Here is a 22,604-nt window from a genome sequence, read left to right as displayed (position 1 = left end):
GGAGGACGCGGCGGGAAAGGGCTGCCCGGTGGCCGGTGCCAGCCGAGGGAGGGCGGGTGGGCGGGCGGCACTCTGCCCCGCTCTCCGGAGGAGGCCCCGCTGCCATGCCTCCGGAGGAGTGCGGCCCTTCCGCGGCTCCGGGAGGGGCGGCCTTTCTCCTGCACCCCTGGAGGGGCCCGGCCCTTCCGCGGCTCCGGGAGAGTCAGGCCTTCTCCTGCGCCTCCATGCGGGCCAGCGCCTCGGCGACCGGGCGGGCGGCCAGCCCGATCTGCCACTCGCGGGCGCCCAGCCCGCGCAGCCGGGCCGCGACGGTCTCCGCGTCGACGACCGCGGGCGGCTCCCAGGTCAGGCGGCGCACGGCCTCCGGCTGCAGCAGGTTCTCCGTCGGCATGCGGTGCTCGTCGGCGAGGGCGGCGATCGCGGTCCGCGCCGCGGCAAGCCGCCGGGCGGCGACCGGGTCGCGGTCCATCCAGCGGTTGGCGGGCGGCGGCCCGTCTCCGGGGGCACTGGGCTGGGGCAGCTCGGACTCCGGCAGGGCGCGTGCCCTGGTGATCGCGGCGAGCCAGTCGCGCAGGTGCTTGCGGGCGCTGCGACCGGTGAAGGCGGGGATGTCGGTGAGGGCCTTGGTGGTGCGGGGCAGCTCCAGTGCGGCGGCGACGATCGCCGAGTCGGGCAGGACCCGGCCCGGCGCCAGGTCGGCCTCGCGGGCGAGGGAGTCGCGGAGCGTCCACAGCTCCCGGACCACGGCCAGCCCGCGCAGGGCGCGCACCTTGTGGATCCCGGAGGTGCGCCGCCACGGGTCGGTGCGGGGCCCCGGTGACCGGTGGGCCAGCACCGCGGCGAACTCCTCCTCGGCCCAGGCGAGCTTCCCGCCCGCCTTCAGCTCCTCGTGCAGGACGTCCCGGAGCTCGATCAGGACCTCGACGTCGAGCGCGGCGTAGCGCAGCCAGTCCTCCGGCAGCGGGCGGGTGGACCAGTCGGCGGCGGAATGGCCCTTCTCCAACCGGAGGCCGAGGACGTTCTCCACCATCATGCCGAGGCCCACCCGCTCGTAGCCGAGCAGCCGCCCGGCGAGCTCGGTGTCGAACAGCGCGCGCGGGCGGAAACCGAGCTCCGCCAGGCAGGGCAGGTCCTGGGAGGCGGCGTGCAGCACCACCTCGGCGTCGGCCAGCGCCGCGTCCAGCTCCGACAGGTCGGGGCAGCGGATCGGGTCGATCAGCGCGCTGCCCGCACCCGCCCGGCGCAGCTGCACCAGATAGGCGCGGCCGCTGTAGCGGTAACCCGAGGCCCGCTCGGCGTCCACGGCGACCGGCCCGGTGCCCTCGGCGAAGGCGCGCACGACGCGCGCGAGGCCGGTCGGGTCCTCGATGACGGGGGGGATGCCTTCTCGAGGTTCCAGCAGTGGAACGATCGTCGTCTCGTCGGTCACGTTCTGAAGGACTCCGGATCTTCGCGACGGCGCGGCGGCAGGGTCGCCACGTCGGAGGGCAGGGGGGGGATGCCCGCCGCCAGGCACATCAGGTCGCACCAGGCGGCGACATGGCCGGAGAGGTCCTCCTCCAGGGGGGACCAGGAGGCGCGCAGCTCGAGCTCCGTGGTCACCGGGTCCTCGGACTTGTTGCCGAAGCCCTCGGAGACGGCCCGGGTGACGGTGCCTCCGGCGGCGGCGTAGCCGGCGGCGTGCGCGTCGAGCGACTCGGTGAGCCAGCTCCACGCGACGGGACCGAGCAGCGGGTCCTCGGTGATCTCCGGCTCCATGTCCGCCCGGACGTAGGCGACCAGCCGGAACTGGCCGTCCCAGCCCCGCTGGCCGTCCGGGTCGAAGAGCACGATGAGGCGCCCGACCGCGAGCTCGTCGTCGTCGCGGTAGACCGAGGCGCCGATGGCGGCCGAATAGGGGGCCAGGCGCTGGGGTGCGGGGATGTCCTCCAGCTCGATCTCCGGCCTGATCTCGGCCGGGCGCAGGCTCGCCACCGCACGCCGGAAGGCGGCGGGAGCGGGCGGCGCGTCACCGAGGGTCATATCGGAAGCGTAGGTCGAAACTGAGCGCATGGGGACCATCGGGGTGTTCGTGGGAGCCATCGGAGCCGATCAAACCGAAGCCATCGGGCGGTGCGGAGCGCGCGCGGCGCCAGCGGGAACTCCCGGCGTCCCGGGGAGGCCGGAGCCGGAGCCGAGCAGCAGCGCGTGCCCGCACTCGGAGCAGGCCCACTCGGGGCACTCGCCCGCCCCGTGGCCGTCCGGGCAGGGCGGCTGCTCGAAAACCCGCTCGGCGGCACAGGAAGCACAGTGCTCACCGCGGCGTTCGGGTGAATTCCACATCGTGGTCATCGCACACGGCCTTTCGTCGGGTCGTGGTCCGACGTTGGCACGTCGCGCCGACAATTCCGCGCAACGTGCTCGGCGTGTCCCCAAAGTGGTGCCGGAATCGATGCCGCGCGGTGATTGACGAACATTTGGACCGGCCGGGGGCCGACCCTGGTTCGCCGATGGGAGGAACTGTACCCGCAAACATGATCGCTCCGCGCCGTCTCGCGAGATCGGAGGCCTCCGGTCGCCGACTTTCCTCGGGTCTCCGGCCGAACTCCGGCGGACGGGACGCCTGGACCTGAAGGACCGCCCCGGCATGGTCGCGGATGACCGTCCGGGGCCTTTCCGGATGTGATGTCACCCGTTGACCGGTATTTCGGGCGGGCCGCGCCACCTGGGACTTGGTGCGCGGACCGGCCGGGGGGCATGGCACCCTGGGAGGGTGAATCCCGAGCTTGCCGACTCCCCGTTCCTGCGCGCCTGTCGCCGCCAGCCCGTCTCCCGCACGCCGGTGTGGTTCATGCGCCAGGCGGGCCGCTCGCTGCCCGAGTACCGGGCCGTGCGCGGCGGGGTGCCCATGCTCACGGCCTGCGCCACCCCCGACCTGATCGTGGAGATCACGATGCAGCCGGTCCGCCGCTACGGGGTGGACGCGGCCATCTTCTTCAGCGACATCGTGGTCCCGCTCAAGGCGATCGGGATCGACCTCGACATCAAGCCCGGCGTCGGACCGGTGATCGCCGACCCGATCAGGGACGCCGCCGCGGTCCGGACCCTGCGCCCGATCGAGCCCGACGACGTCTCCTACGTCACCGAGGCCGTCCGGGCGCTCACCGGCGAACTCGGGCCGACGCCGCTCATCGGTTTCGCCGGCGCGCCGTTCACTCTCGCCTCCTACCTCATCGAGGGCGGCCCCTCCAAGAACCACGACCACACCAAGGCGATGATGTACGGCGAGCCGCACCTGTGGCACGCCCTGATGGACCGGCTGACCGAGATCACTCTCGGCTTCCTGCGCATCCAGGCCGCCGCCGGAGCCTCGGCCCTGCAGCTCTTCGACTCCTGGGTCGGCGCCGTCGCCCCCGACGACTACCGCGAGTTCGTCCTCCCCTACACCGCCCGCATCTTCGCCGGCCTGGCCGACCTGGGCGTCCCGCGCATCCACTTCGGCGTCGGCACCGGAGAGCTGCTCGGCCTGCTCGGCGAGGCCGGGGCCGACGTGGTCGGCGTGGACTGGCGGGTCCCGCTCGACGAGGCGGCCCGCCGCGTCGGCCCCGGCAAGGCGCTCCAGGGAAACCTGGACCCGGCAACCCTGCTCGCCCCCTGGGAGGTCGTCGAGCGCAGGGCGGGCGACATCCTCGCCCGCGGAGCCGAGGCGGAGGGCCACGTCTTCAACCTCGGTCACGGCGTGCTGCCGGGCACGGACCCCGACCAGCTGGCGCGCCTCACCGACTTCGTGCACCGGGCGTCGGCCCGCTGACGTCGCCCGGCGGCGAGTCGGAGGGCGCCGGCCCGGGGGGCGTCCGAGGCGTGTCCGGGGTCACCGGTCCGGGAGGAACCGGTCCGGGAGCCAACGGTCCGGAGGGCGCGGGCGGTTCCGGGCGCCTCCTGCGGCTGCGGCGCAGTCCCAGGGCGATCGCCAGCCACACCGGGACGATCACGAGCAGCCAGGGGAGCAGCGCACCGAGGACCGTCAGCCCGACCTTGACGGTGGTGACGAAGGCGTCCCAGCCCGCCTCCAGACCGCTGAGGAAGCCGCCGGGCTCCTCCTCCGGAGGCTCGGGCGCCTCGGCCACCGGGCCGATCAGGTTCAGGGTCAGCGTCGCCATGCCGGTGAGCGAGGCGAGCTTCTTCTGCCGGGCCTGGAGCGACTCCAGCTCCGCCTCCCGGTTGGAGATCTCCCGCTCGACCTCGAGCACCTGGCCGATCGTGTCCGCCCGCTTGAGCAGCGCGCGCAGCGAGTCCAGCGCGGACCGCGCCGACTTCAGGCGGCTCTCGACGTCGGCGACCTCCTCGGTGACGTCCTCGGTGTTCTGCTGGACCGACTCCCGCTTCCCCAGCTCCTTGCCGAACCGGTCGACGACGCCGGGGTAACCGGCGGGCGGGATCTTGAAGACCAGCGTGGAGGAGGCCTCGCCGCCGCCGAAGGCGTCCGACTTCTCCTGGGAGAGATAGCCGCCGGCCGCGGTGACGATGCGCTTGGCCGTCTCCGCCGAGGCGGCCACGTCCTCGGCGCGGACGGTCATCTGCGCGGTGTAGACGATGGCCCGCTCGGTCGGGACCGCCTGCACCTGCTCCGTCTGCCGCCGCTCGCCCCCACCCTCGGCGGACGAGGGGGCCTCGGCGCTCTCCGCGCGGTCGAACCCCGCTTCGCCGGAGCCGCCGCCCTCGCCGGAACCGCCGCTCTGGGCGGAGGCCGGCGCCGGAGCGCCGGCGTCACTCACGGAGTGCGTCTCCGACGCGCCGCAGGCCGACGCGAACAATGCCAGGCCCACGAGAGGAACCACCAGGCGCGGGCCGTACCGGAATCTGGTCATGCACCTGGAGACGGGCGTCCGGGAGCGCGGGTTCGGCGGAAAGGGGTCACGATGCCGTCACGTTCTTCCCGGCGGCGGGCCGCAGGGGGCGGTGAGCGGCGTCGGACGGCGCGCCCGGGGCAGGACGCGGACGGCCGCAGGGGAGCGGTACGGTCAGGAGTCATGGAAGGGAACCGGAGCCATGTGGTGGTCGTCGGCGGCGGGATCGCCGGTCTGGCCGCGGCGTGGCATCTGCGGCAGGGCGGCGGGGACGTCCGGGTGACCGTGCTCGACGGCGCCGGGCGGATCGGCGGCAAGCTCCACGCGAGCGAGGTGGCCGGGGTCGCGGTCGACGCCGGGGCCGAGGCGATGCTCCTGCGGCGGCCCGAGGGCAGGGACCTGGCCAGGTCGGTCGGGCTCGGCGAGGAGCTGCGCCACCCCGGGGACGCCCAGGCGGCCCTGCTGGTCGGCGGGGCGCTGCGGCCGATGCCGAGGGGACAGGTCATGGGCGTCCCGTCCGACCTGCTGGCCCTGGCCCGGTCGGGCGTGCTGAGCCCCGCGGGGCTGGCGAGGGTGCCGCTGGACCAGGTCATGCCGGCCACGCTCGTCACCACCGACGTCTCGGTGGCCGCCTACGTCCGCGCCCGGATGGGCGGGGAGGTGGTGGACCGGCTGATCGAGCCGATCCTCGGCGGCGTCTACGCCGGCCGGGCGGAGGCCCTCTCCCTGGACGCGACGATGCCCAGGATCGCCGCGGTCGCCCGTTCCGAGCGCTCCCTGCTCGCCGCCGCCCGGAAGATCACCGCAGAGGCGCCCAAGGACGCCGGTCCCGTCTTCGCCACCCTGCGCCGCGGCATGGGCAGTCTGCCCGAGGCCGTCGCCGCCGCCTCCGGCGCGGAGATCAGGACCGGGGTGATGGTCCGGGAGCTGCGCCGCGCGGGGAGCGGCTGGCGGCTGGTGGCCGGGCCGGTGCCCGATCCCGAGGTCGTCGAGGCCGACGCGGTGGTCGTCGCCGCCCCCGCCCCCGCGGCCGGCCGCCTGCTCGCGGCCGAGGTGCCCAAGGCCGCGGCCGAGCTGGCCAGGATCGAGTACGCCAGCATGGCCATCGTCACCCTGGCCTATCCGCGGGTGGCCTTCCCGCAGGCTCCGGCCGGCAGCGGCTACCTGGTGCCGCCGGTCGAGGGCCGCCCGGTCAAGGCCGCGACGTTCAGCTCGGTCAAGTGGCCGCACCTGGCCGAGGCCGACCCCAACCTGGTCGTGCTGCGCTGCTCGATCGGCCGGCTCGGGGAGGAGGCGCTCCTGCAGCGCGACGACGCCGAGCTGGTCGCCCTGGCGATGGCGGAGGCGGCCGAGATCCTGGGCGTGCGGGGCCTGCCCCTGGACTCCAGGGTCACCCGCTGGGGCGGTTCGCTCCCGCAGTACAACGTGGGCCACCTGGACCGGGTCGCGCGCATCCGCGCGGCGGTCGCGGCCCAGCCCGGCCTGGCCCTGTGCGGCGCGGCCTACGACGGCGTCGGCATCCCCGCCTGCATCGCCACCGCGCGTACGGCGGCGGCCCGGATCCTGGACCACCTGGCCTCCCGGCAGAGCGGCTCCTCCGTCGCCTGAGAGGCGGCCGGGAGGGGCGGACCGGGGAAGGGCGCGGAGGTCCGGGAGGTCCGGGAGGCCGTTCCCCGCCGGACGGACCGGACGCCCCCCTCGCTAGATTTGGAGGGCGGGGGAAGCAGAGTTCCTGATGAGAGGGTGAGGACGACGGACGAGAAGCAGCGGCCCAAGGCGCGTGACCTGAACCAGGTGATCCGCTACACGATGTGGTCGGTCTTCAGGCTGCGCGACGGCTGCCCGGGCAACCGGGAGGGCCTGGCCGGCGAGGTCGAGGACCTCCTGGCGCAGATGGCCGAGAAGGACGTCGTGACCCGCGGCGTATACGACGTGGGCGGTTTCCGCGCCGACGCCGACTTCATGTTCTGGTGGCACGCGCCGACCGCCGAGGACCTGCAGGAGACCTACTCGCGGTTCCGCCGCACCGATCTGGGCCGGCTGACCGAGCCGGTCTGGTCGGCGATGGCGCTGCACCGCCCGGCGGAGTTCAACAAGTCGCACATCCCGGCGTTCCTCGCCGAGGAGGAGCCGCGGGCCAATGTCTGCGTCTACCCGTTCGTCCGCTCCCTGGAGTGGTACCTCCTGGACGACGCCGACCGCCGCCGGATGCTCGCCGAGCACGGCCGGATGGCCCGTGACTACCCCGACGTGCGGGCCAACACCGTCGCGTGCTTCGCTCTGAACGACTACGAGTGGATGCTCGCCTTCGAGGCCGACGAGCTGCACCGCATCGTCGACCTGATGCGCACCCTGCGCGGGGCCGAGGCCCGGCGGCACACCCGGGAGGAGATCCCCTTCTACACCGGTATCCGCAAGCCGGTGAGCGAGCTGGTCAACGCCCTGCCGTGAAGCGCCCCGCGGTGACCCCGCGATGACCCGGCGGTGACTCCGGGGTGAAAGGCAAAGCCCTGCCGGAAACGGGCGGCCTCGTTCCAAAATTTTGTCATACTCAGGGAAAATCTCCCGAGTGCGAGGTCAAAGTGACCAAGGGCGAAGGTCTGGTGCGTTCCGGGCGGCACAGGGGCGGCCACCGCAGGAAGAGGTCCCGGCGGTGGAGCCGGGAGGCGTCCGTGGGGGCCGCGGCCCTGGCGGTCGCGGTCGCCGGGATCGTGGTCGTGAGCTCGTCGTCCGGCGAGGCTCCCGCCGCAGGCGGGAAGACCTCGCAGCGGGGCCCCGCGGACGGGGGAGCGGCGCCGGAGACGGCTGTGGCGCTCCCGCAGGCGGGGGTGCCGCGGACGGCGCCCCCCGGTCCGGTGGGGGCGGACGGACGGCGGACCCCGATGGTGGCCGCGGGGCTCGACGGCGCGGGCTCGGGCGCGCCCGCCGGTGATCCGGGCGGCGCGGCGCGGGAGCCCGCGGCCGAGGAGCCCGGCACGGAGAAGCCCGGGACCGGCGAGGCCCCGGAACGGAAGGACCCCGCCGTGGCCGGCGAGGCGGACGCCGGGAAGCCCGGGTCCCGTGAACCCGGGGGCGACGGGAACGGGAAGCCCGAGAAGAAATCCAAGAAGGCCGCGAAGGGCGGGGAGGCCGAGGCGGCGGGCCGGTCCAAGCACACCGATGCCGGGGCCGTCGCGTACTTCCAGCGGAGCAAGGCGGCCAAGCGGGTGAAGGACATCCGCATGGTCGGGGGGTACCTGCGGATATACACCGACCTGCCGGAGTCGGCGGACAACTCCAAGCAGGCGATCGAACTGTGCGAGACGGGCCTCGACTACCTCGCCGAGGAGATCGGGGAGGACGACCCCGTGGTCTTCGTCCAGGCGGAGTTCGGCGAGAACGGCAACCCGGTCCTGGCCAACGTGCTGGGCCCCGACGACTCCACCTGCCGGGTCACCTATCCCAGGCCGGGCCGGTAAGGCCCCCGACCGCGCCGTCAGGGCGGCCCCGCGTCACGCGTCGCGGACCCGCGACGTCTGCGGGCACCGTGCCGCCCGATCGGGAGAGCCGATCCCGGCTCCCTCGGAAGCCCCCTCGTCCACGGGGTGAAGGGCGTCAGAGGATCCTGACCCGGGTCTTTCCGCACATCGTGCAGCGCTGGGTGACCACCCTGCCGATGGTTTCGATGATCTCCCACCTGTGGCGGAGATGCACGGGGGCTCCTCGGGAGAAAGATCACTCTTTGGAGATGCTTGCGCACTGTGCGTAGTAGTCTTTACCCGTGCCAGGGCGGGCATTCACCCGCCCGCGCGGGTGAATGCGGAAAGTCCCGGGTGCACTCCGGAGAACCGGCCGGGGCCGGGCTACTCGGCGGGCTCCAGCCTGAGCGAGACGGAGTTGATGCAGTAGCGGTCGTCGGTGGGCGTGGCGTAGCCCTCGCCGTGGAACACGTGGCCGAGGTGGGAGTCGCAGCGGGCGCAGCGGACCTCGGTGCGGACCATCCCGAGGGAGCGGTCCTCGATCAGGGTGACGGCCTCGGACGCGGAGGGCTCGTAGAAGCTGGGCCAGCCGCAGTGGCTGTCGAACTTGGTGTCCGACCGGAACAGCTCGGCGCCGCAGGCGCGGCAGCTGTAGACGCCCACGGTCTTGGTGTCGACGTACTCGCCGGTGAAGGGACGCTCCGTGCCCGCCTGGCGGAGCACCTGGAACTCCTGGGGAGAGAGCTGGGCGCGCCACTCGGCATCGCTCTTGACCACCTTGTCCATGTCATGACTCTACGCGAACGCCGCGGCCGGGAGAAAAATCTTGGAGGGCGGAGCATCCTGGGGCGCCCGATCCGGCGTCCTTGTCAGTGTGGGGGGTTTTCACCTTCCAGATGAGGGATGAGATCATCCGTCCGGCCGTCCCGAGGATCAACGGGACGGTGCGAATGCCGCCGGCCGGGTGGCGCGCCAGCGCCCGGGACCGGAGAGCGGGACGGATGATCGCGGTCCGTCCCGTCGAGAGCCCGGTCCCGCCGCCGCGGCGACTCCGGGACGGACCCGTCCGTCCGGCGCCACCGTACGGCTAACCGGGCCGGGCGGCAAAGTCTGCGTCTGATTCGGGTAAACGATGGGCCGCCTCCAGAGGGCGGCGCTTGCCTCCCGCTCCGCCGGTTCGCGAAGCTCGGCCGTGCATCGAAGACACGCGGAACACATCGGCACCGGGGGCAGAACTGTGGCGGCTATCGCAGGAGCACGACGTCTCGCGGCGGTGGGTGCGGTGACGGCCTTCTCATTCGGAGGCGCCGCCCTGGCGGTCGGGATCGGTACGGCCGCCGCCCAGGCGTCACCGGTGGACGGGCGGGCCGTGCCGGGCACATGCGAGACGATCCTGCCGCCGTGCGCGTCGCAGCCGGGCGGGGCGGCGGGACAGGCGGTGGGACAGGCCGGAGGGCGGGCCCGGGGGGACGGCGGCCGGGAGACGCGCGGTCCCGGCGGGGGGGTGTCGAGCCGCCAGGACGACGTGTGGGCGGGAGCGCTGGGCTCGGGTTCCACCTCGTCGGAGGCGCACGCCTCCGGTGGGGACGGGGACCGGTCCGAAGGCGCGTCCGGCGGGACCGGGGGCGGGGCGAAGGAGGCCTCGGGCGTGTCCCGGCCGGAGAAGACCACCGGCGGGAAGCCGGTCCGGGACAAGGGCACGGACAAGGGCACGGACAAGGGCACGGACAAGGGCACGGGCACGGACTTCACGGACAAGGACTCCGGGAAGGACTTCACGGACAAGGGGTCGAAGGGGTGGCCGGGGAAGCCGACGGCGCCCTCCACCGGATCCTGGCCGACCGCTCCGGGCGGGGGCGGTTCGGGCGGGTCCGGCCAGAGCTGGACCGCCGTGCCCGGTGAGACGGTCTCCAGGGCCCCGGCCTCCCTGCCCGCCTCGTGGGACCCCAGGGCGGACGAGCGGCGCAGGATCCCGGAGGGCGCCCCGCAGACGGGCGGCGGGGGCCTCGCGGCGAAGGCCCGGTCCGGTGACTGGCCCCTCGCCGCGGGCGGTGCGGCGTTGCTGCTGGGAGCCGGGCTGGCGGGCCTCGCCGTACGGGGCCGCCGGTCGGCCGAAGCGTAACCGGTGCCGTCCACCGGGCGGCGGCCGACGCTCGGGGCGGCGGCGCTGGCCACCGCGGCCGGGGTGCTGCTGTGCGGGCTCGGCGTCGGCCGCATCCTCTCCGAGGAGGGCGCCTTCTCCGCGTCGGCCGGGCAGCCGCCGCCTGCGGAGGCGTCGCCGTCCGCGCCGTCGGCGGGCGTGTCGCGCCGCCCGCTCGTGCCGGTGGCCTCCGGCGGGTCGCTGGCGTACACGTTCGCCCGGCCGCTGAAGAGGTCCGTGCCGCTGACCGTGCACATCCCCAGGATCGGGGTGTCGGCCCGGTTGATGCGGCTCGGCCTCGGCGCCGGGGGCGCCATCGAGAACCCGCCCCTGCACCCTCCGGACCTCGCCGGCTGGTACGCCGGAGGCCCGGCTCCCGGCGAACGCGGTCCCGCCGTCATCACGGGGCATCTCGACACCCGCACCGGGCCCGCCGTCTTCGCCCGCCTGCACAGGCTCAGGCGCGGCGACCAGATCCAGGTGCTGCGCCGGGACGGCTCCGTGGCGGTCTTCGCGGTCGACGCGAGCGAGCTCGCCGCCAAGGACGCCTTCCCCACGGCCCGCGTCTACGGCGACGTGGACTACGCCGCCCTGCGCCTCGTCACCTGCGGCGGCGCCTTCGACCACGGGACCCGCAGCTACACGGGCAACACGATCGTCTACGCCCACCTCGCGCGCGTCTACCGCCGGGCCTGAGTCCCCGCGCCGCCGTACGGCGGCGCGGGCGGTCACGGGTCGCGGGGGAGGCCGAGGGCTCGCTCGGCGATGATGTTCAGCTGGATCTCGGTGGTGCCGCCGCCGATCGTGAAGGCCCGGGTGGCGAGGACCATCCGGTTCCAGTACGGCGAGGCGGGGTCGATCGACCAGCAGAACTCTGAGACCGCCTGGGAGTGGCGCATGCCGAGGAGCTTGCGGACGCTGGAGGCCGTGCCCGGGTCGCCGCCGGACAGCTGGGAGAGGGTGACGCGCAGCCCGAGCGCGGAGATCGCCTGGCCCTCGGCCCACAGCTGTCCGGCCTGCTCCAGCGCGGCGGGGCGGAGCGCCTGCGGGCCGCCGAGCCTGCCGATCAGCTTGACCATGTCGGTGTGCTGCGAGCCGGGTCCCCAGGAGTCGCCGAGGGCGACGCGCTCATGGGACAGGGTGTCGCGGGCGACCTTCCAGCCCTGCCCGACCTCCCCGACCACCAGGTCGTCGGGGACGAAGACGTCGTCGAGGAAGACCTCGTTGAAGATCTCGTCTCCGTTGATCTCCTTCAGCGGGCGGACGGTGACGCCGGGGGAGGACATGTCGACCAGGAAGTAGGTGATGCCCTCGTGCTTGGGGGCGTCCGGGTCGGTCCTGGCCAGGCAGATGCCCCAGTGCGCGTACTGGGCCAGGGAGTTCCAGGTCTTCTGGCCGCTCAGGGACCAGCCGCCCTCGACCCGCACGGCCCGGGTGGACAGCGAGGCGAGGTCGGACCCGGCGCCGGGCTCGCTGAAGAGCTGGCACCACGTGATCTCGGTGGTGAAGGTCTTGGGCAGGAAGCGCTCCCGCTGCTCCGGCGTGCCGTACCGGACGATGGACGGCACGGCCCAGGCGGCGATGGCCAGGTTGGGGCGCCGGACCCCGGCGGCGCGGAACTCCTGGTGGATGACGACCTGCTCCAGCGGAGAGGCCGCGCGGCCCCACGGCTCCGGCAGGTGCGGCATGAGCCAGCCCTCGGAGGCGAACCGGGCCAGCCGGGTCAGCGGCTCCTCCGCGGCCAGGGAGGCGACGGCGGCCCGGATCTCCCGGCGGAAGGGCTCGGCCTCGGCGGGGAGGTCCGGCTCCATCGCCCTGCGCACCCCGGCGGCGGCCAGGACGGCCGCGCGCTCGGCCCACTCTCCCGGATCGCCGCTCAGCGCCCGCAGGGACAGGGCGCGGCGGTAGTACAGGTGGGCGTCGTGCTCGTAGGTGTAGCCGATCCCGCCCAGCACCTGGATCGCGTCGGCGGCGCACCGCACGGCCGCGTCGGCGGCGAGCACCCCGGCCGCGGCCACCGCGAGGGCGGCCTCTCCGGCGGACGTCCCGGCAGGGGCCGCCGTGTTCTCCCCGCGCGCTCCGCCTGGACCGGAGACGTGGGGGCCGGCGGTGAGAGGGCCGGAGACGTGGGGAGCGGCGGCGTCGAGGGCCCGGGCGGCGTCCCACACCGCGGCGCGGGCCTGCTCCAGGGCGACGAGCATGGCGGCGCACCGGTGCTTGACGCCCTGGAACTGGCCGATGGGGCGGCCGAACTGCACGCGGACCTTGGCGTACTCCGCGGCGGTGGTCACCGCCCAGGCGGCCACGCCGCAGGCCTCGGCGCCGAGCAGGACGACCGCCAGGGCGCTCACCAGCTCCGCGGTCACCCCGTCCAGCACCCGGCCGACCGGCACGGACCGCGCCGCCACCGCCGTCAGCGGCCGGGTCGGATCGACGCCCTCCAGCGGCTCCGTCACGCAGTCGGCACGGTCGAGGGCGGCCCACCGGCCGTCGGCGAGCGGCAGGACGACGAGGCCGGCGTCGGGCGGGCCCAGCGCGGTCAGGAGGCGTTCGGGCCGGGCCGCGTCCCCGGCGGGCGGGCCCGGGGCGGAGGCGCCCGGCCCGGCGGTACCCGGAGCGGTGTCCGGAGCGGGGCGCGCGGCCGGGGCGTCCGGGGACGCGGCGCGGAAGCCTCCGGGCAGGGCGACGGCGGCGGTCAGGGTCCCGTCGGCCAGGGCGGGCAGGAGCCCGTGTGCGGATCCGCCGCGGGAGATGATCGCCGAGGCGAGGGCGGTGGGCAGATGGGATCCGGGGGTGCAGTGCTCGCCCAGGGCCTCCAGCGCGACGGAGAGCTCCGTCAGCCCGCCGCCCTGCCCGCCGTACTCCTCCGGAAGGTGCAGCCCCAGCAGTCCCTGCGCGGCCAGCGCGGCACGGAAAGGCTCGTGCTCCGCGCCACGGACCGCGATGTTCCGCCCGGCGAAACCGTGGACGGAGGCCGCGAGCGCCCAGTGCTCCCCCGTGATCCCGATGCTCATGCGCAGACTCTAGAACGGCATTCGGTTTTATGTAAGAGGGCGTGTCCCGGCCGTCACCGCCCGCCGGTCGGTCCGGTGCCCGGGATCCGCCGGAGGAGGCGGCCGGCCCGGTGGGGGCCGCCCGGTGTCATCGCCGCCGGTCGTGCTGCCCGCCCCCGGCGAAGGCGAAGTTCACCGCGATGATGCCGACCCAGATGACCGCGAGCACGAAGCCGGGGTTGTCCAGGATGAGGGCCAGGGCCACCGTCGACGGCACGCCCAGGGTGAGGGAGACGATCGAGAGCGCGAGCCGCTGCCCGGCGGCCACGGAGGGGCGGATCGCCGGGGCGCGGGCCGCGAGCCGCTCGTCCACCCGCCGGTCGATCTCGCTGTCCATCTTCTCCAGGAAGCCCTCGACCAGGGAGTCCTCGAATTCGGGGCCGAGCTCGCGACGGGCCTCGACCGCTGCGCGCAGCTCGTCGCCGGATGAGGATGATCGATCCATAGTCGAGATATATCGTTTGTAGTCGGCAATGTCTATGGGATTCAGGAAGAAGACCGGATATATCTGGTGAACAGGAAGCCGTCCTCCTCCAGGACGTGAGCCAGGCGGAGGCGGGCGAGCACGTCCGGGCCGTCCAGGACCCGGGCGGCGGATCCGCCGACCAGCATCGGGCTGACCGTCAGGCAGAGCTCGTCCACCAGGTCCGCCGCGGCGAGCTGGCCGTTGATCCGCGCCCCGCCCTCGCACAGCACCCGGCCCAGCCCCCGCTCGCCGAGCTCCCGGACCGCCGCGGCCAGGTCCACCCGGTCGTCCCCGGCCACGATCACGTCGGCGCGCCCGGCCGCCCGCGCGCGCCGGTCCGCCGGAGCCGCCCCGCAGGTGACGACGATCGTGCGCGCGCCCGGCTCCGCCTCGGTGAACAGCGGGGAGTCCAGGTCCAGCTCCAGGCTCCGGGTGACCACGGCGACCGCCGGGGCGGCGGGACGGCCCTCGCGCAGCGCCCGCCAGGACTCCCGCGGCCGGGCCGGGCCGTACCCCTCGCTGCGGACGGTCTCGGCCCCGGCCAGGATCACGTCGGCCAGCCCGCGCAGCACCCCGAAGACCCGCCGGTCGCCCGTGCCGGACAGCCCGCCGGACAGGCCCTTGAGCCAGATCCCGCCGTCGGCGCTGGCCACCATGTTGACCCGCACGCACCGCGGGCCGGGATAGGCGTAGGCGAGGGCGAGATCGACGTCGGTCCCGGCGGGGGGAGCGGGGTGCAGGAGGCGCATCCCCCCACCCTGGCACAGCCACCGGTCGATAACGGATTCGGCGGCCCTGGTGACTTCGGGGGCTCGCCGTCACATGATTTCTCTGAAGATCAGGGAGGGTTGCGTGGGGCTGGTCGCGATCGTGACATGGTCGATCACCGCGATGGTCGGGATCTACCTGCTGTACCTGTGGCTGTCCGGCGGAGGCCTGCGGCAGCAGGCGACGAAGGTCACCCGGTTCCCCGCGGCGCTGGTCTTCGCCCACCCGGTCCTGGCGGTCTCCGCGCTGGGCTGCTGGATCGCGTACGTGCTCACCCTGCAGCGGTTCCTCGCCTGGCTCTCCTTCGGCGTGCTCTCGGCCGCCGCGCTGCTGGGCTTCGTCATGTTCACCCGCTGGCTGGGCGGCGGCCGCCACGCGCGCGGCGCCGAGCAGCGCTTCCCGGTGCTCGCGGTGCTGCTGCACGGCCTGGCGGGAGTGACCACGTTCGTGCTGGTCCTGCTCACCGCCACGATCGCGACCGGCCACTAGCTCCAGGAGCCGTCCCGCCGGTCCCGGGGGCCCGCCCGGTGCGTACGGCCGGCCGTACGCACCGGGCGGGCCGTACGCACCGGTGCGTACGGCCGGCCGTCCCGCGCGTCCGGGAGGTCCGCCCGGTGCGCGCGGTCACCCCCGGGCGGACCTGGCGCAGCGGAGGATCTGCATCGAGCGCGCGGTCACCGCGATCACGGACTCCGGCGGCCAGAACTCGTCGGGGAACGGCTCGTCCCTGGCGACCTCGTCGGCGGTGTCCAGCACCGTCCGCCACGCGGAGCCGTAGCGGGCGTCCGGGAGGGTGAAGGTCATGTCCCCGTGGTGGGCGTTGATCAGCAGCAGGAACGAGTCGTCCACGATCCGCTCGCCGCGCGGGCCCGGCTCGGTGATGGCGTCGCCGTTGAGGAAGACCGCCAGCGACTTGGCGTAGCCGGTGTGCCAGTCGGCCGCCGACATCTCCGTCCCCGCCGGGGTGAGCCAGACGATGTCGCGGACGCCTTCCGGGGACATGCGGCCGTGGAAGAACCGGCGGCGCTGCAGGACCGGGTGCCCGCGCCGGAGCTCCGACAGGGCCCGGACGAAACCGAGCAGGTCGGCCTCGGTCCCGGCCAGCGACCAGTCGATCCAGGAGACCTCGTTGTCCTGGCAGTAGGCGTTGTTGTTGCCGTGCTGGGTCCGGCCGAGCTCGTCGCCGGCGACCAGCATGGGCACGCCCTGGGAGATGAACAGGGTGGCCAGGAAGTTGCGCCGCTGCCGGCGGCGGAGCCGTACGATCGCCGGGTCCTCGACCGGACCCTCGGCGCCGCAGTTCCAGGACCGGTTGTCGTCGGTGCCGTCGCGGTTGTTCTCCCCGTTGGCCTCGTTGTGCTTGCGGTCGTAGGAGACCAGGTCGTTCAGGGTGAACCCGTCGTGCGCGGTGACGAAGTTGATCGAGGCCACCGGGCGGCGGCCGGAGGTGGCGTACAGGTCCGCCGAGCCAGTCAGCCGGGAGGCGAACTCCGGCAGCGCCGAGCCGTTGCCCCGCCAGAAGTCGCGGACCGTGTCGCGGTACTTGCCGTTCCACTCGGTCCACAGCGGCGGGAAGTTGCCCACCTGGTAGCCGCCCGGCCCCACGTCCCAGGGCTCGGCGATCAGCTTCACCTGCGAGATCACCGGGTCCTGCTGGATCAGGTCGAAGAACGCGCTCAGCCGGTCGACGTCGTGCAGCTCGCGGGCGAGCGCGGAGGCCAGGTCGAAGCGGAAGCCGTCCACGTGCATCTCCAGGACCCAGTAGCGCAGGGAGTCCATGATGAGCTGGAGCGCGTGCGGGGAGCGGACGTTGAGGGAGTTGCCGCAGCCGGTGTAGTCGAGGTAGTAGCGCCGGTCGCCGTCGTGCAGCCGGTAGTAGGCGGTGTTGTCGATGCCCCGGAAGGAGAGCGTGGGCCCCATGTGGTCGCCCTCGGCGGTGTGGTTGTAGACCACGTCGAGGACGACCTCGATGCCCGCCTCGTGCAGCGCCTTGACCATGGCCTTGAACTCCAGCACCTGCTCGCCGCGCCGGCCGCCGGAGGCGTAGCCGTTGTGCGGGGCGAGGTAGGAGATGGTGTTGTAGCCCCAGTAGTTCGTCAGCCCCCGGGCCACCATCGCGTGCTCCGGAACGAACTGGTGCACCGGCATCAGCTCCACCGCCGTCACGCCCAGGCTCAGCAGGTGGTCGAGGACCGCCGGGTGGGCCAGCCCGGCGTAGGTGCCGCGCTGCTCCTCGGGGACCGCGGGATGGCGCATGGTGAGCCCGCGCACGTGCGCCTCGTAGATCACGGTCTGGTGGTACGGCGTGCGGGGCGGCCGGTCGGCGCCCCAGTCGAAGAACGGGTTGACCACCACGTTCTTCGGCATGAAGGGGGCGCTGTCGTAGTCGTTGCGCGCGGCCGGATCGGTGAACCGGTAGGAGAACAGCGCCTCGTCCCACGACAGCTCGCCGTCGATCGCCTTGGCGTAGGGGTCGAGGAGGAGCTTGGCGGGGTTGCACCGGTGCCCCTGGGAGGGCTCGTAGGGCCCGTGGACGCGGTAGCCGTACCGCTGCCCGGGCATCACGCCCGGCAGGTAGCCGTGCCAGACGAACCCGTCGACCTCGGGCAGGTCGACGCGCTCCTCACGCCCGTCCTCACCGAACAGGCACAGCTCCACCCGCTCGGCCACCTCGGAGAACAGGGCGAAACCGGTGCCCACGCCATCCCACGTGGCACCGAGCGGGTACGGCTCTCCCGGCCAGACTTCGCGCATGTAACCAGATTCTCCTCCAGTCGGGTCTCCCGCGCGGGGTGCGCCCGCCTTTTTCCGCCCCGGCCCGCAGGTACGGCGCGGTGCGGGCGGGGCGCGGAACGCGGCCGCGCGCGCCCGCACCGGGGCGCACGCGACCGCGGGAGCGCGGGAGCGCGGCGGTCAGCTCAGCAGTTCGGCGTTGAGGCTGATCGTGGTGCCGGCCAGGGCCTTGCTCACCGGGCAGTTGGCCTTGGCCGTCTCGGCCGCGGTCTGGAACTGCTCGGCGCTGATGCCCGGGACGTGGGCGCGGACCGAGATGACGATCCCGGTGATGCCCTCACCCGGCTGGAAGGTCACGTCGGCCTTCGTCTCCACCGACTGCGGCGGCGTGCCCGCCTGGGCCAGCCCGTGCGACAGGGCCATCGAGAAGCAGGACGAGTGGGCGGCCGCGATCAGCTCCTCCGGGGAGGTCTTGCCGCCCGGCTGCTCGGCCCGCGAGGGCCAGGACACGTCGAACGTGCCCACGCCGGAGGAGTCCAGCGCGACCGTGCCGGAGCCCTCCATCAGGGAGCCCTTCCACTGGGTCGTCGCGGTACGGGTCGTCGCCATGGCGATGTCCTTTCGATCGATCAATGTTCATGAGCGAACATACGCCGTTCAGGCGCCGGGGTGTGCGACCCGGTCGATGACGGCGTCAAGATCCAGCCCGGAGGGCAGCGTACCGAACGCCCGGCCGCCCTCACCGGACAGCCGGGAGGCGCAGAAGGCGTCGGCGACGGCCGCGGGCGCGTGCCGTACCAGCAGGGAGCCCTGCAGGACCAGCGCCATGTCCTCGGCGAGCCGGCGGGCGCGGGACTCGATGTCGGCCGGGTCCGACAGCGACCTGCGCAACCGGTCGGCGGCGTCGTCCAACCGGCGGTCGGCCCCGGCGGCGAGCGCGACCTCGCCGAGGAACGCCTCCAGGGCCTCCGGCTCACGGCCCAGGGCGCGCAGCACGTCCAGCGCCGCCACGTTCCCCGACCCCTCCCAGATGCCGTTCAGCGGCGACTCGCGGAACAGCCGCGGCAGCTGCGACTCCTCCACGTAGCCGTTGCCGCCCAGGCACTCCATCGCCTCGGCCGCGTGGACCGGAGCCCGCTTGCACACCCAGTACTTGCCGACGGCCAGCGCGGTACGGCGCAGCGCGGCCTCCGTGGCGTCCCCGGCGGCGTTCCCGGCGGCCCGGTCGGTCGCCCCGGCCAGGCGTGTCATCAGCGCGGTCGCGGCCTCCGACTCCACGGCCAGGTCGGCCAGGACGTTGCGCATCAGCGGCTGCTCGACCAGGCGGCGGCCGAACGCGCCGCGGTGCGCGGCGTGGTGGACCGCCTGGCGCAGGCCGTACCGCATGCCGGCGGCCGAGCCGATCACGCAGTCCAGCCGGGTCATGTTGACCATCTCCAGGATGGTCCGCACGCCCCGGCCCTCCTCGCCCACCCGCCAGGCGACGGCCCCGTGGTACTCCACCTCGGAGCTGGCGTTGGACCTGTTGCCCAGCTTGTCCTTCAGCCGCATCAGGCGCATGGCGTTGCGGGTGCCGTCGGGCAGCACGCGGGGGAGCAGGAAGCAGGTCAGGCCGCCCGGCGCCTGGGCCAGGACGAGGAACACGTCGCACATCGGGGCGGAGTTGAACCACTTGTGGCCGGTGAGGGCGTAGGTCCCGTCGCTCAGCGGCTCGGCCCGGGTGGTGTTGGCGCGCACGTCGGAGCCGCCCTGCTTCTCGGTCATCGCCATCCCGGCCAGCACGCCGCGCTTGGCGGCCGCCGGCCGGAGCCCGAAGTCGTACTCGCGGGAGGCCAGCCGGGGCTCCCACTCGGCGGCCAGCTCCGGGGCGTGGCGCAGCGCCGGGACGGCCGCGTAGGTCATGGAGACCGGGCAGCCGTGCCCGGCCTCGACCTGGCTCCAGACGTAGAACCCGGCGGCCCGGGCCACGTGCGCGCCCGGCCGCGGGTCGGTCCACGGGGCCGCGTGCAGGCCGCCGGACACCGCCACGGTCATCAGCTCGTGCCAGGCGGGGTGGAACTCGACCTCGTCGATCCGGTGGCCGTAGCGGTCGTGGGTGCGCAGCACCGGCGGGTGCTCGTTGGCCAGCCGCCCCCACTCGGCGGCCCGCTCCGTCCCGGCGAGCGCGCCGAGCCGCCGCAGCTCCTCCAGGGCCCAGCCGGCGCCCTCGCGGGCCAGGCCCTCGGTGAGGGCCGCGTCGGCGGACACGTCGTGACCGGTGAGCGGGGGGACCTGGTTGAAGACGTCGTGGGTCACGTGCGGCCTCCGCGTGAGATCGCCCGGCCCCGTCCTCGCCGGTCGCCGGGGGTTCCGTCTGCCTCTGTCGCGACATGCGAACGGTCGCATGTCGAGATAGAGGCTATTCGTCCGGATACTGATGGGTAACCCCACGGCTGCGGGAGCCGGGGTCCGCAGCCCGGCTCCCGGCGGCCGCTCGCGGTTCCCCGCCGGCCGTCACCGGCCGTCGGCGGCTGCGGCGATCGCCGGGCGGGCGCCTGCGGTCGTCGTCAGGAGTCGTCAGAGGCCGGTGACGATGTCCCTGGCGTAGTCGTCGTCGCTCTCGGCCAGGACCCGCTCGATCCCCGCCCGGGCCCGGGGATCGCCCCGCCGGGCCAGCCCCCGCGCGGCCTCGGCCACCGTGCCCAGGTCCTCGTCGTCGAGCCGCGCGGCCAGCGCGCCGCGGATCTGCGGGGTGTCCTCCTCCAGGCCGGCCAGGCCCGTGGTCGCCCAGTCGCGCACGTCCGGGTCGGGGTCGGAGGTCATCGAGACGAGCAGCGCCAGTCCCTCGGCGTGGCCGGGCGGCAGGACCGCGGCCAGCGCCGCCGGATCGGCCTCGGTACGGGTCCAGCCCTCGGCGGTGACGATCTCCAGGACCTCGGGCAGCGCGCGCGGGTCGGCGTGATGGCCGAGCGCGCCGAGCACCGAGCGCAGCACCCGCTCGTCGCCCTCGGTGGCGGCCATCCGCCGCAGGACGGGCAGGCTCTCCTCCAGGAAGGGCTTGGCGTCCTCGGTGAAGCCGTACTGGGAGAGCACGTCGACGGCGAGCTCGCGCCGGCGCGGGTCCTCGCTGACGCACAGGCGCACGGCGTCGTCGAAGGTCCCGCGGTCGCCGCGCCGCTGCAGCGAGGCCGCCACCGTCCACCAGGTCTCGGCCTCCTCGTCGACGTCCCGGTACGGCAGCGCCCGCTCGACCAGCTCGTCGAAGGGCAGCCACTCGCCGGTCGCGTCCTCCAGGAGGGTGGCGACGGCCGCGTGGCCGCGCTGGCACTCCAGCTGGACGGCGGGCCTGCCCTCGCCGTCCACCGCCGTGACGGTCACCAGGTCGGTTCCGTCCTCGGCGCGGGAGCGCCCCACGACGAACTCCGCGTCCTCGGGGGCCTGGTCGGTGACCTGGTCCAGCAGGGCGCTCTCCAGCTGCGTGCCGAGCCAGTCGTAGGCGATGGACAGCGGCGTGTCGCCCTCCCCGTCCGGCCGGGCCGGGTCCGCCCCGGCCTCCAGCAGCGCCCGCACCGCGCCCAGCGCCCCGCGCCGGGCCGCCAGGGTGAGCGGCGTGTCGCCGTCGTCGTTGGCGTCCTCGGCCCCGGCTCCGGCTTCCAGGAGCGCGTGCAGCGCCCCGTCGCGCCCGCCGGCCGCCGCCCAGAGCACGGGCGTCCATCCACCGGCCTCCCGACCGGCGGGGTCGGCCCCGGCCGCCAGCAGCGCCTCGACCGCCTCGACGTGCCCGCCGGCCGCCGCCGCGCACAGCGGCAGCCCCTCCTCCTCGCCGCCGCTGACCCGGCCCGGATCGGCCCCGGCCGCCAGCAGGGCCCGTACGAGGCCGGCGCGGCCGGCCGCCGCCGCCCGGTAGAGCGCGGTGGATTCCGCGCCGTCCGCCGGATCGGCGGGCGCACCCTTGCGCAGCAGGGTCTCGGCCCGCTCGGCGTCGCCGGCGGTCACGGCGTCCAGAAGCTCTCGGTACATGCCTCCGGATCATAGGCGGACCCGGGCCTCCTCCGGTGGAGCGGGCCGTACGGCACGCGGTCCGGAAGGCGCGGGTACCCGCGCGGGTCCTGTGCGGGACCTCCGCAACGCCCCAGGGGTGCCGGGTCCTGCACGGGTCCTGCGCGACGCCGCGGGCGCCAGGGCCCCGCGCGACACGGCGTCCGCGGGCGTCTGCACCGTCCGGTGGACGGCCGGTCTCCTCCTCGGGGAGGAGACCGGCCCGGGGTACTCGCGATATGTTGTGACTTGTGAGTGATCCGGGTGGAATTCGAGCGTCGGACGACGAGCGGGAAGCCGTCGTCGAGCGGCTGCGGGTCGCCTCGGTCGAGGGGCGGCTGACCCTCGGCGAGCTGACCGAGCGCACGGAGGCGGCCTACAGTGCCGTCACCCAGGCCGAACTCGCCGTCATCACCTCCGACCTGCCGCCGGCCGGCCAGGCCCCGGCGCCCGCCCACGCGCCCGCGCCCGCGGGGAAGGGCGGCCGGGCGCGGCGCTGGTTCGTGGCGGTGATGGGCGACTCCAAGCGGCGCGGCAAGTGGCGCATCGACGGGGAGCTCGGCGCGGTGGCGGTGATGGGCGACGTCGTGCTCGACCTGCGGGACGCCGAGGTCCGCACCGGTGTGGTGGACATCGCCGCCACGGCGGTCATGGGCGACGTGAAGGTCATCGTCCCGGACGGAGTGGACGTCGAACTCGAGGGCATCGCGATCATGGGGGACAAGCGGGTCGACGTGCTCGAGGCGCCCCCCGGCACGAACGTGCCGCTGATCCGGGTCAAGGCGTTCGCCCTCATGGGCGACGTCAAGGTGATCGGCGACGCCCGGGCCGGGAGGACCAAGAAGGCCTGGGCGGCCTGGCGGGAGCAGTGGCGCGAGCTGCGCGGGGAGCTGACCGGAGAGCCGTACCGGCAGCTGCCGCCGCCCGCCCCGCACTGGGAGGGGCACCTGGGGCACGCGCCGCACGGGCAGGCTCACCCGCAGCCGGACCCGTACGGGCAGCCGTACCCTCCGCAGCCCGCCGAGCCGCCCCGGGCGCCCGGGGCGTCCCAGCCCCTCCCCCCGCTTCCCCCGCTCCCTCCCCTCCACCCGCCACGGCACCCCGAGCCGCCGCGCCCGCCGGAGCGCTGAGAACGGATTCCCC

General features: G+C 74.5%; 19 protein-coding genes. 8 read left to right on the top strand and 11 right to left on the bottom strand.

Going from position 1 to position 22,604, the window contains the following annotated elements:
• Nucleotides 1-202 precede the first annotated feature (202 nt).
• Both IEZ07_RS24965 and IEZ07_RS24960 read right to left on the bottom strand, forming a co-directional pair.
• Nucleotides 203-1,429 carry a ribonuclease D gene (locus IEZ07_RS24965; RefSeq protein ID WP_191896974.1) on the bottom strand — a complete coding sequence of 409 codons (1,227 nt, stop codon included), beginning with the start codon at nt 1,427-1,429 and terminating at the stop codon, nt 203-205.
• Nucleotides 1,426-2,022: a DUF3000 domain-containing protein gene (locus IEZ07_RS24960; RefSeq protein ID WP_191896973.1), complete on the bottom strand. Its 597-nt coding sequence runs from the start codon at nt 2,020-2,022 to the stop codon at nt 1,426-1,428. The genes IEZ07_RS24965 and IEZ07_RS24960 overlap by 4 nt, the downstream gene beginning before the upstream one ends.
• Before the next feature lie 730 nt (nt 2,023-2,752).
• Between IEZ07_RS24960 and hemE the strand changes: the two genes are divergently transcribed.
• A complete protein-coding gene (gene hemE / locus IEZ07_RS24955) occupies nt 2,753-3,790 on the top strand; it encodes a uroporphyrinogen decarboxylase (RefSeq protein WP_191896972.1) in 1,038 nt (345 codons plus the stop codon).
• Here the strand turns inward: hemE and IEZ07_RS24950 are convergent.
• On the bottom strand, nt 3,756-4,754 hold the full coding sequence (locus IEZ07_RS24950) for a DUF4349 domain-containing protein (protein ID WP_191896971.1): 999 nt from the start codon (nt 4,752-4,754) through the stop codon (nt 3,756-3,758). The two genes, hemE and IEZ07_RS24950, sit on opposite strands and share 35 nt — an antisense overlap.
• A gap of 255 nt (nt 4,755-5,009) precedes the next feature.
• Here IEZ07_RS24950 and hemG point away from each other — a divergent pair, with 255 nt between their 5' ends.
• From hemG to IEZ07_RS24935, 3 genes are all read left to right on the top strand, one after another.
• Nucleotides 5,010-6,434 carry a protoporphyrinogen oxidase gene (gene hemG / locus IEZ07_RS24945; protein ID WP_191896970.1) on the top strand — a complete coding sequence of 475 codons (1,425 nt, stop codon included), beginning with the start codon at nt 5,010-5,012 and terminating at the stop codon, nt 6,432-6,434.
• Between the two features lie 135 nt (nt 6,435-6,569).
• Nucleotides 6,570-7,277 (top strand): hydrogen peroxide-dependent heme synthase, encoded by a 708-nt coding sequence (gene hemQ, locus IEZ07_RS24940; RefSeq protein WP_068895965.1) that lies wholly within the window; start codon nt 6,570-6,572, stop codon nt 7,275-7,277.
• Between the two features lie 221 nt (nt 7,278-7,498).
• A complete protein-coding gene (locus IEZ07_RS24935) occupies nt 7,499-8,284 on the top strand; it encodes a hypothetical protein (protein ID WP_191896969.1) in 786 nt (261 codons plus the stop codon).
• A gap of 384 nt (nt 8,285-8,668) precedes the next feature.
• Here IEZ07_RS24935 and msrB read toward each other — a convergent pair whose 3' ends face one another.
• On the bottom strand, nt 8,669-9,070 hold the full coding sequence (msrB, locus tag IEZ07_RS24930) for a peptide-methionine (R)-S-oxide reductase MsrB (RefSeq protein WP_191896968.1): 402 nt from the start codon (nt 9,068-9,070) through the stop codon (nt 8,669-8,671).
• Between the two features lie 496 nt (nt 9,071-9,566).
• On the opposite strand from msrB, the gene IEZ07_RS24925 reads away from it, so the two are divergent.
• Both IEZ07_RS24925 and IEZ07_RS24920 read left to right on the top strand, forming a co-directional pair.
• Complete coding sequence (locus tag IEZ07_RS24925; protein ID WP_191896967.1) at nt 9,567-10,406, top strand: hypothetical protein; 840 nt, start codon at nt 9,567-9,569, stop codon at nt 10,404-10,406.
• A 3-nt stretch (nt 10,407-10,409) separates the two neighbouring features.
• On the top strand, nt 10,410-11,120 hold the full coding sequence (locus IEZ07_RS24920; protein WP_239320414.1) for a class F sortase: 711 nt from the start codon (nt 10,410-10,412) through the stop codon (nt 11,118-11,120).
• Nucleotides 11,121-11,152: 32 nt separating this feature from the next.
• Here IEZ07_RS24920 and IEZ07_RS24915 read toward each other — a convergent pair whose 3' ends face one another.
• From IEZ07_RS24915 to IEZ07_RS24905, 3 genes are all read right to left on the bottom strand, one after another.
• Nucleotides 11,153-13,438 carry an acyl-CoA dehydrogenase family protein gene (locus IEZ07_RS24915; RefSeq protein ID WP_191896966.1) on the bottom strand — a complete coding sequence of 762 codons (2,286 nt, stop codon included), beginning with the start codon at nt 13,436-13,438 and terminating at the stop codon, nt 11,153-11,155.
• Between the two features lie 127 nt (nt 13,439-13,565).
• A complete protein-coding gene (locus tag IEZ07_RS24910; protein WP_191896965.1) occupies nt 13,566-13,922 on the bottom strand; it encodes a hypothetical protein in 357 nt (118 codons plus the stop codon).
• 41 nt (nt 13,923-13,963) lie between these two features.
• Nucleotides 13,964-14,692: a pyrimidine reductase family protein gene (locus IEZ07_RS24905; protein WP_191896964.1), complete on the bottom strand. Its 729-nt coding sequence runs from the start codon at nt 14,690-14,692 to the stop codon at nt 13,964-13,966.
• A gap of 103 nt (nt 14,693-14,795) precedes the next feature.
• Here IEZ07_RS24905 and IEZ07_RS24900 point away from each other — a divergent pair, with 103 nt between their 5' ends.
• A complete protein-coding gene (locus IEZ07_RS24900) occupies nt 14,796-15,200 on the top strand; it encodes a hypothetical protein (protein ID WP_191896963.1) in 405 nt (134 codons plus the stop codon).
• 135 nt (nt 15,201-15,335) lie between these two features.
• On the opposite strand, the gene glgX is transcribed toward IEZ07_RS24900, so the two are convergent.
• The 4 genes from glgX to IEZ07_RS24880 form a co-directional block, all read right to left on the bottom strand.
• Entirely contained in the window at nt 15,336-17,465 is a 2,130-nt protein-coding gene (gene glgX / locus IEZ07_RS24895) for a glycogen debranching protein GlgX (RefSeq protein ID WP_191896962.1), read from the bottom strand.
• Between the two features lie 159 nt (nt 17,466-17,624).
• Complete coding sequence (locus IEZ07_RS24890; protein ID WP_068895948.1) at nt 17,625-18,053, bottom strand: OsmC family protein; 429 nt, start codon at nt 18,051-18,053, stop codon at nt 17,625-17,627.
• A gap of 48 nt (nt 18,054-18,101) precedes the next feature.
• A complete protein-coding gene (locus IEZ07_RS24885; RefSeq protein WP_239320412.1) occupies nt 18,102-19,739 on the bottom strand; it encodes an isovaleryl-CoA dehydrogenase in 1,638 nt (545 codons plus the stop codon).
• 261 nt (nt 19,740-20,000) lie between these two features.
• Nucleotides 20,001-21,443, bottom strand: a complete 1,443-nt coding sequence (locus IEZ07_RS24880) for an ankyrin repeat domain-containing protein (protein ID WP_191896960.1) — start codon at nt 21,441-21,443, stop codon at nt 20,001-20,003.
• A 269-nt stretch (nt 21,444-21,712) separates the two neighbouring features.
• Here IEZ07_RS24880 and IEZ07_RS24875 point away from each other — a divergent pair, with 269 nt between their 5' ends.
• Nucleotides 21,713-22,591 carry a DUF1707 SHOCT-like domain-containing protein gene (locus IEZ07_RS24875; RefSeq protein ID WP_275413853.1) on the top strand — a complete coding sequence of 293 codons (879 nt, stop codon included), beginning with the start codon at nt 21,713-21,715 and terminating at the stop codon, nt 22,589-22,591.
• Nucleotides 22,592-22,604 lie beyond the last annotated feature (13 nt).

The organism is Planomonospora parontospora, assembly GCA_014647935.1.
In the GTDB taxonomy this organism is placed as follows: Bacteria; Actinomycetota; Actinomycetes; order Streptosporangiales; family Streptosporangiaceae; genus Planomonospora; species Planomonospora parontospora.
This window is presented reverse-complemented; position numbering and strand designations above follow the sequence as displayed.

Excerpts from the sequence above, each read along its gene's own strand:
- IEZ07_RS24905 (WP_191896964.1), bottom strand. The coding sequence starts at position 14,692 with ATGCGCCTCCTGCACCCCGCTCCCCCCGCCGGGACCGACGTCGATCTC.
- IEZ07_RS24890 (WP_068895948.1), bottom strand. The coding sequence starts at position 18,053 with ATGGCGACGACCCGTACCGCGACGACCCAGTGGAAGGGCTCCCTGATG.
- IEZ07_RS24915 (WP_191896966.1), bottom strand. The coding sequence starts at position 13,438 with ATGAGCATCGGGATCACGGGGGAGCACTGGGCGCTCGCGGCCTCCGTC.
- msrB (WP_191896968.1), bottom strand. The coding sequence starts at position 9,070 with ATGGACAAGGTGGTCAAGAGCGATGCCGAGTGGCGCGCCCAGCTCTCT.
- IEZ07_RS24910 (WP_191896965.1), bottom strand. The coding sequence starts at position 13,922 with ATGGATCGATCATCCTCATCCGGCGACGAGCTGCGCGCAGCGGTCGAG.
- IEZ07_RS24880 (WP_191896960.1), bottom strand. The coding sequence starts at position 21,443 with ATGTACCGAGAGCTTCTGGACGCCGTGACCGCCGGCGACGCCGAGCGG.
- IEZ07_RS24960 (WP_191896973.1), bottom strand. The coding sequence starts at position 2,022 with ATGACCCTCGGTGACGCGCCGCCCGCTCCCGCCGCCTTCCGGCGTGCG.
- glgX (WP_191896962.1), bottom strand. The coding sequence starts at position 17,465 with ATGCGCGAAGTCTGGCCGGGAGAGCCGTACCCGCTCGGTGCCACGTGG.
- hemG (WP_191896970.1), top strand. The coding sequence starts at position 5,010 with ATGGAAGGGAACCGGAGCCATGTGGTGGTCGTCGGCGGCGGGATCGCC.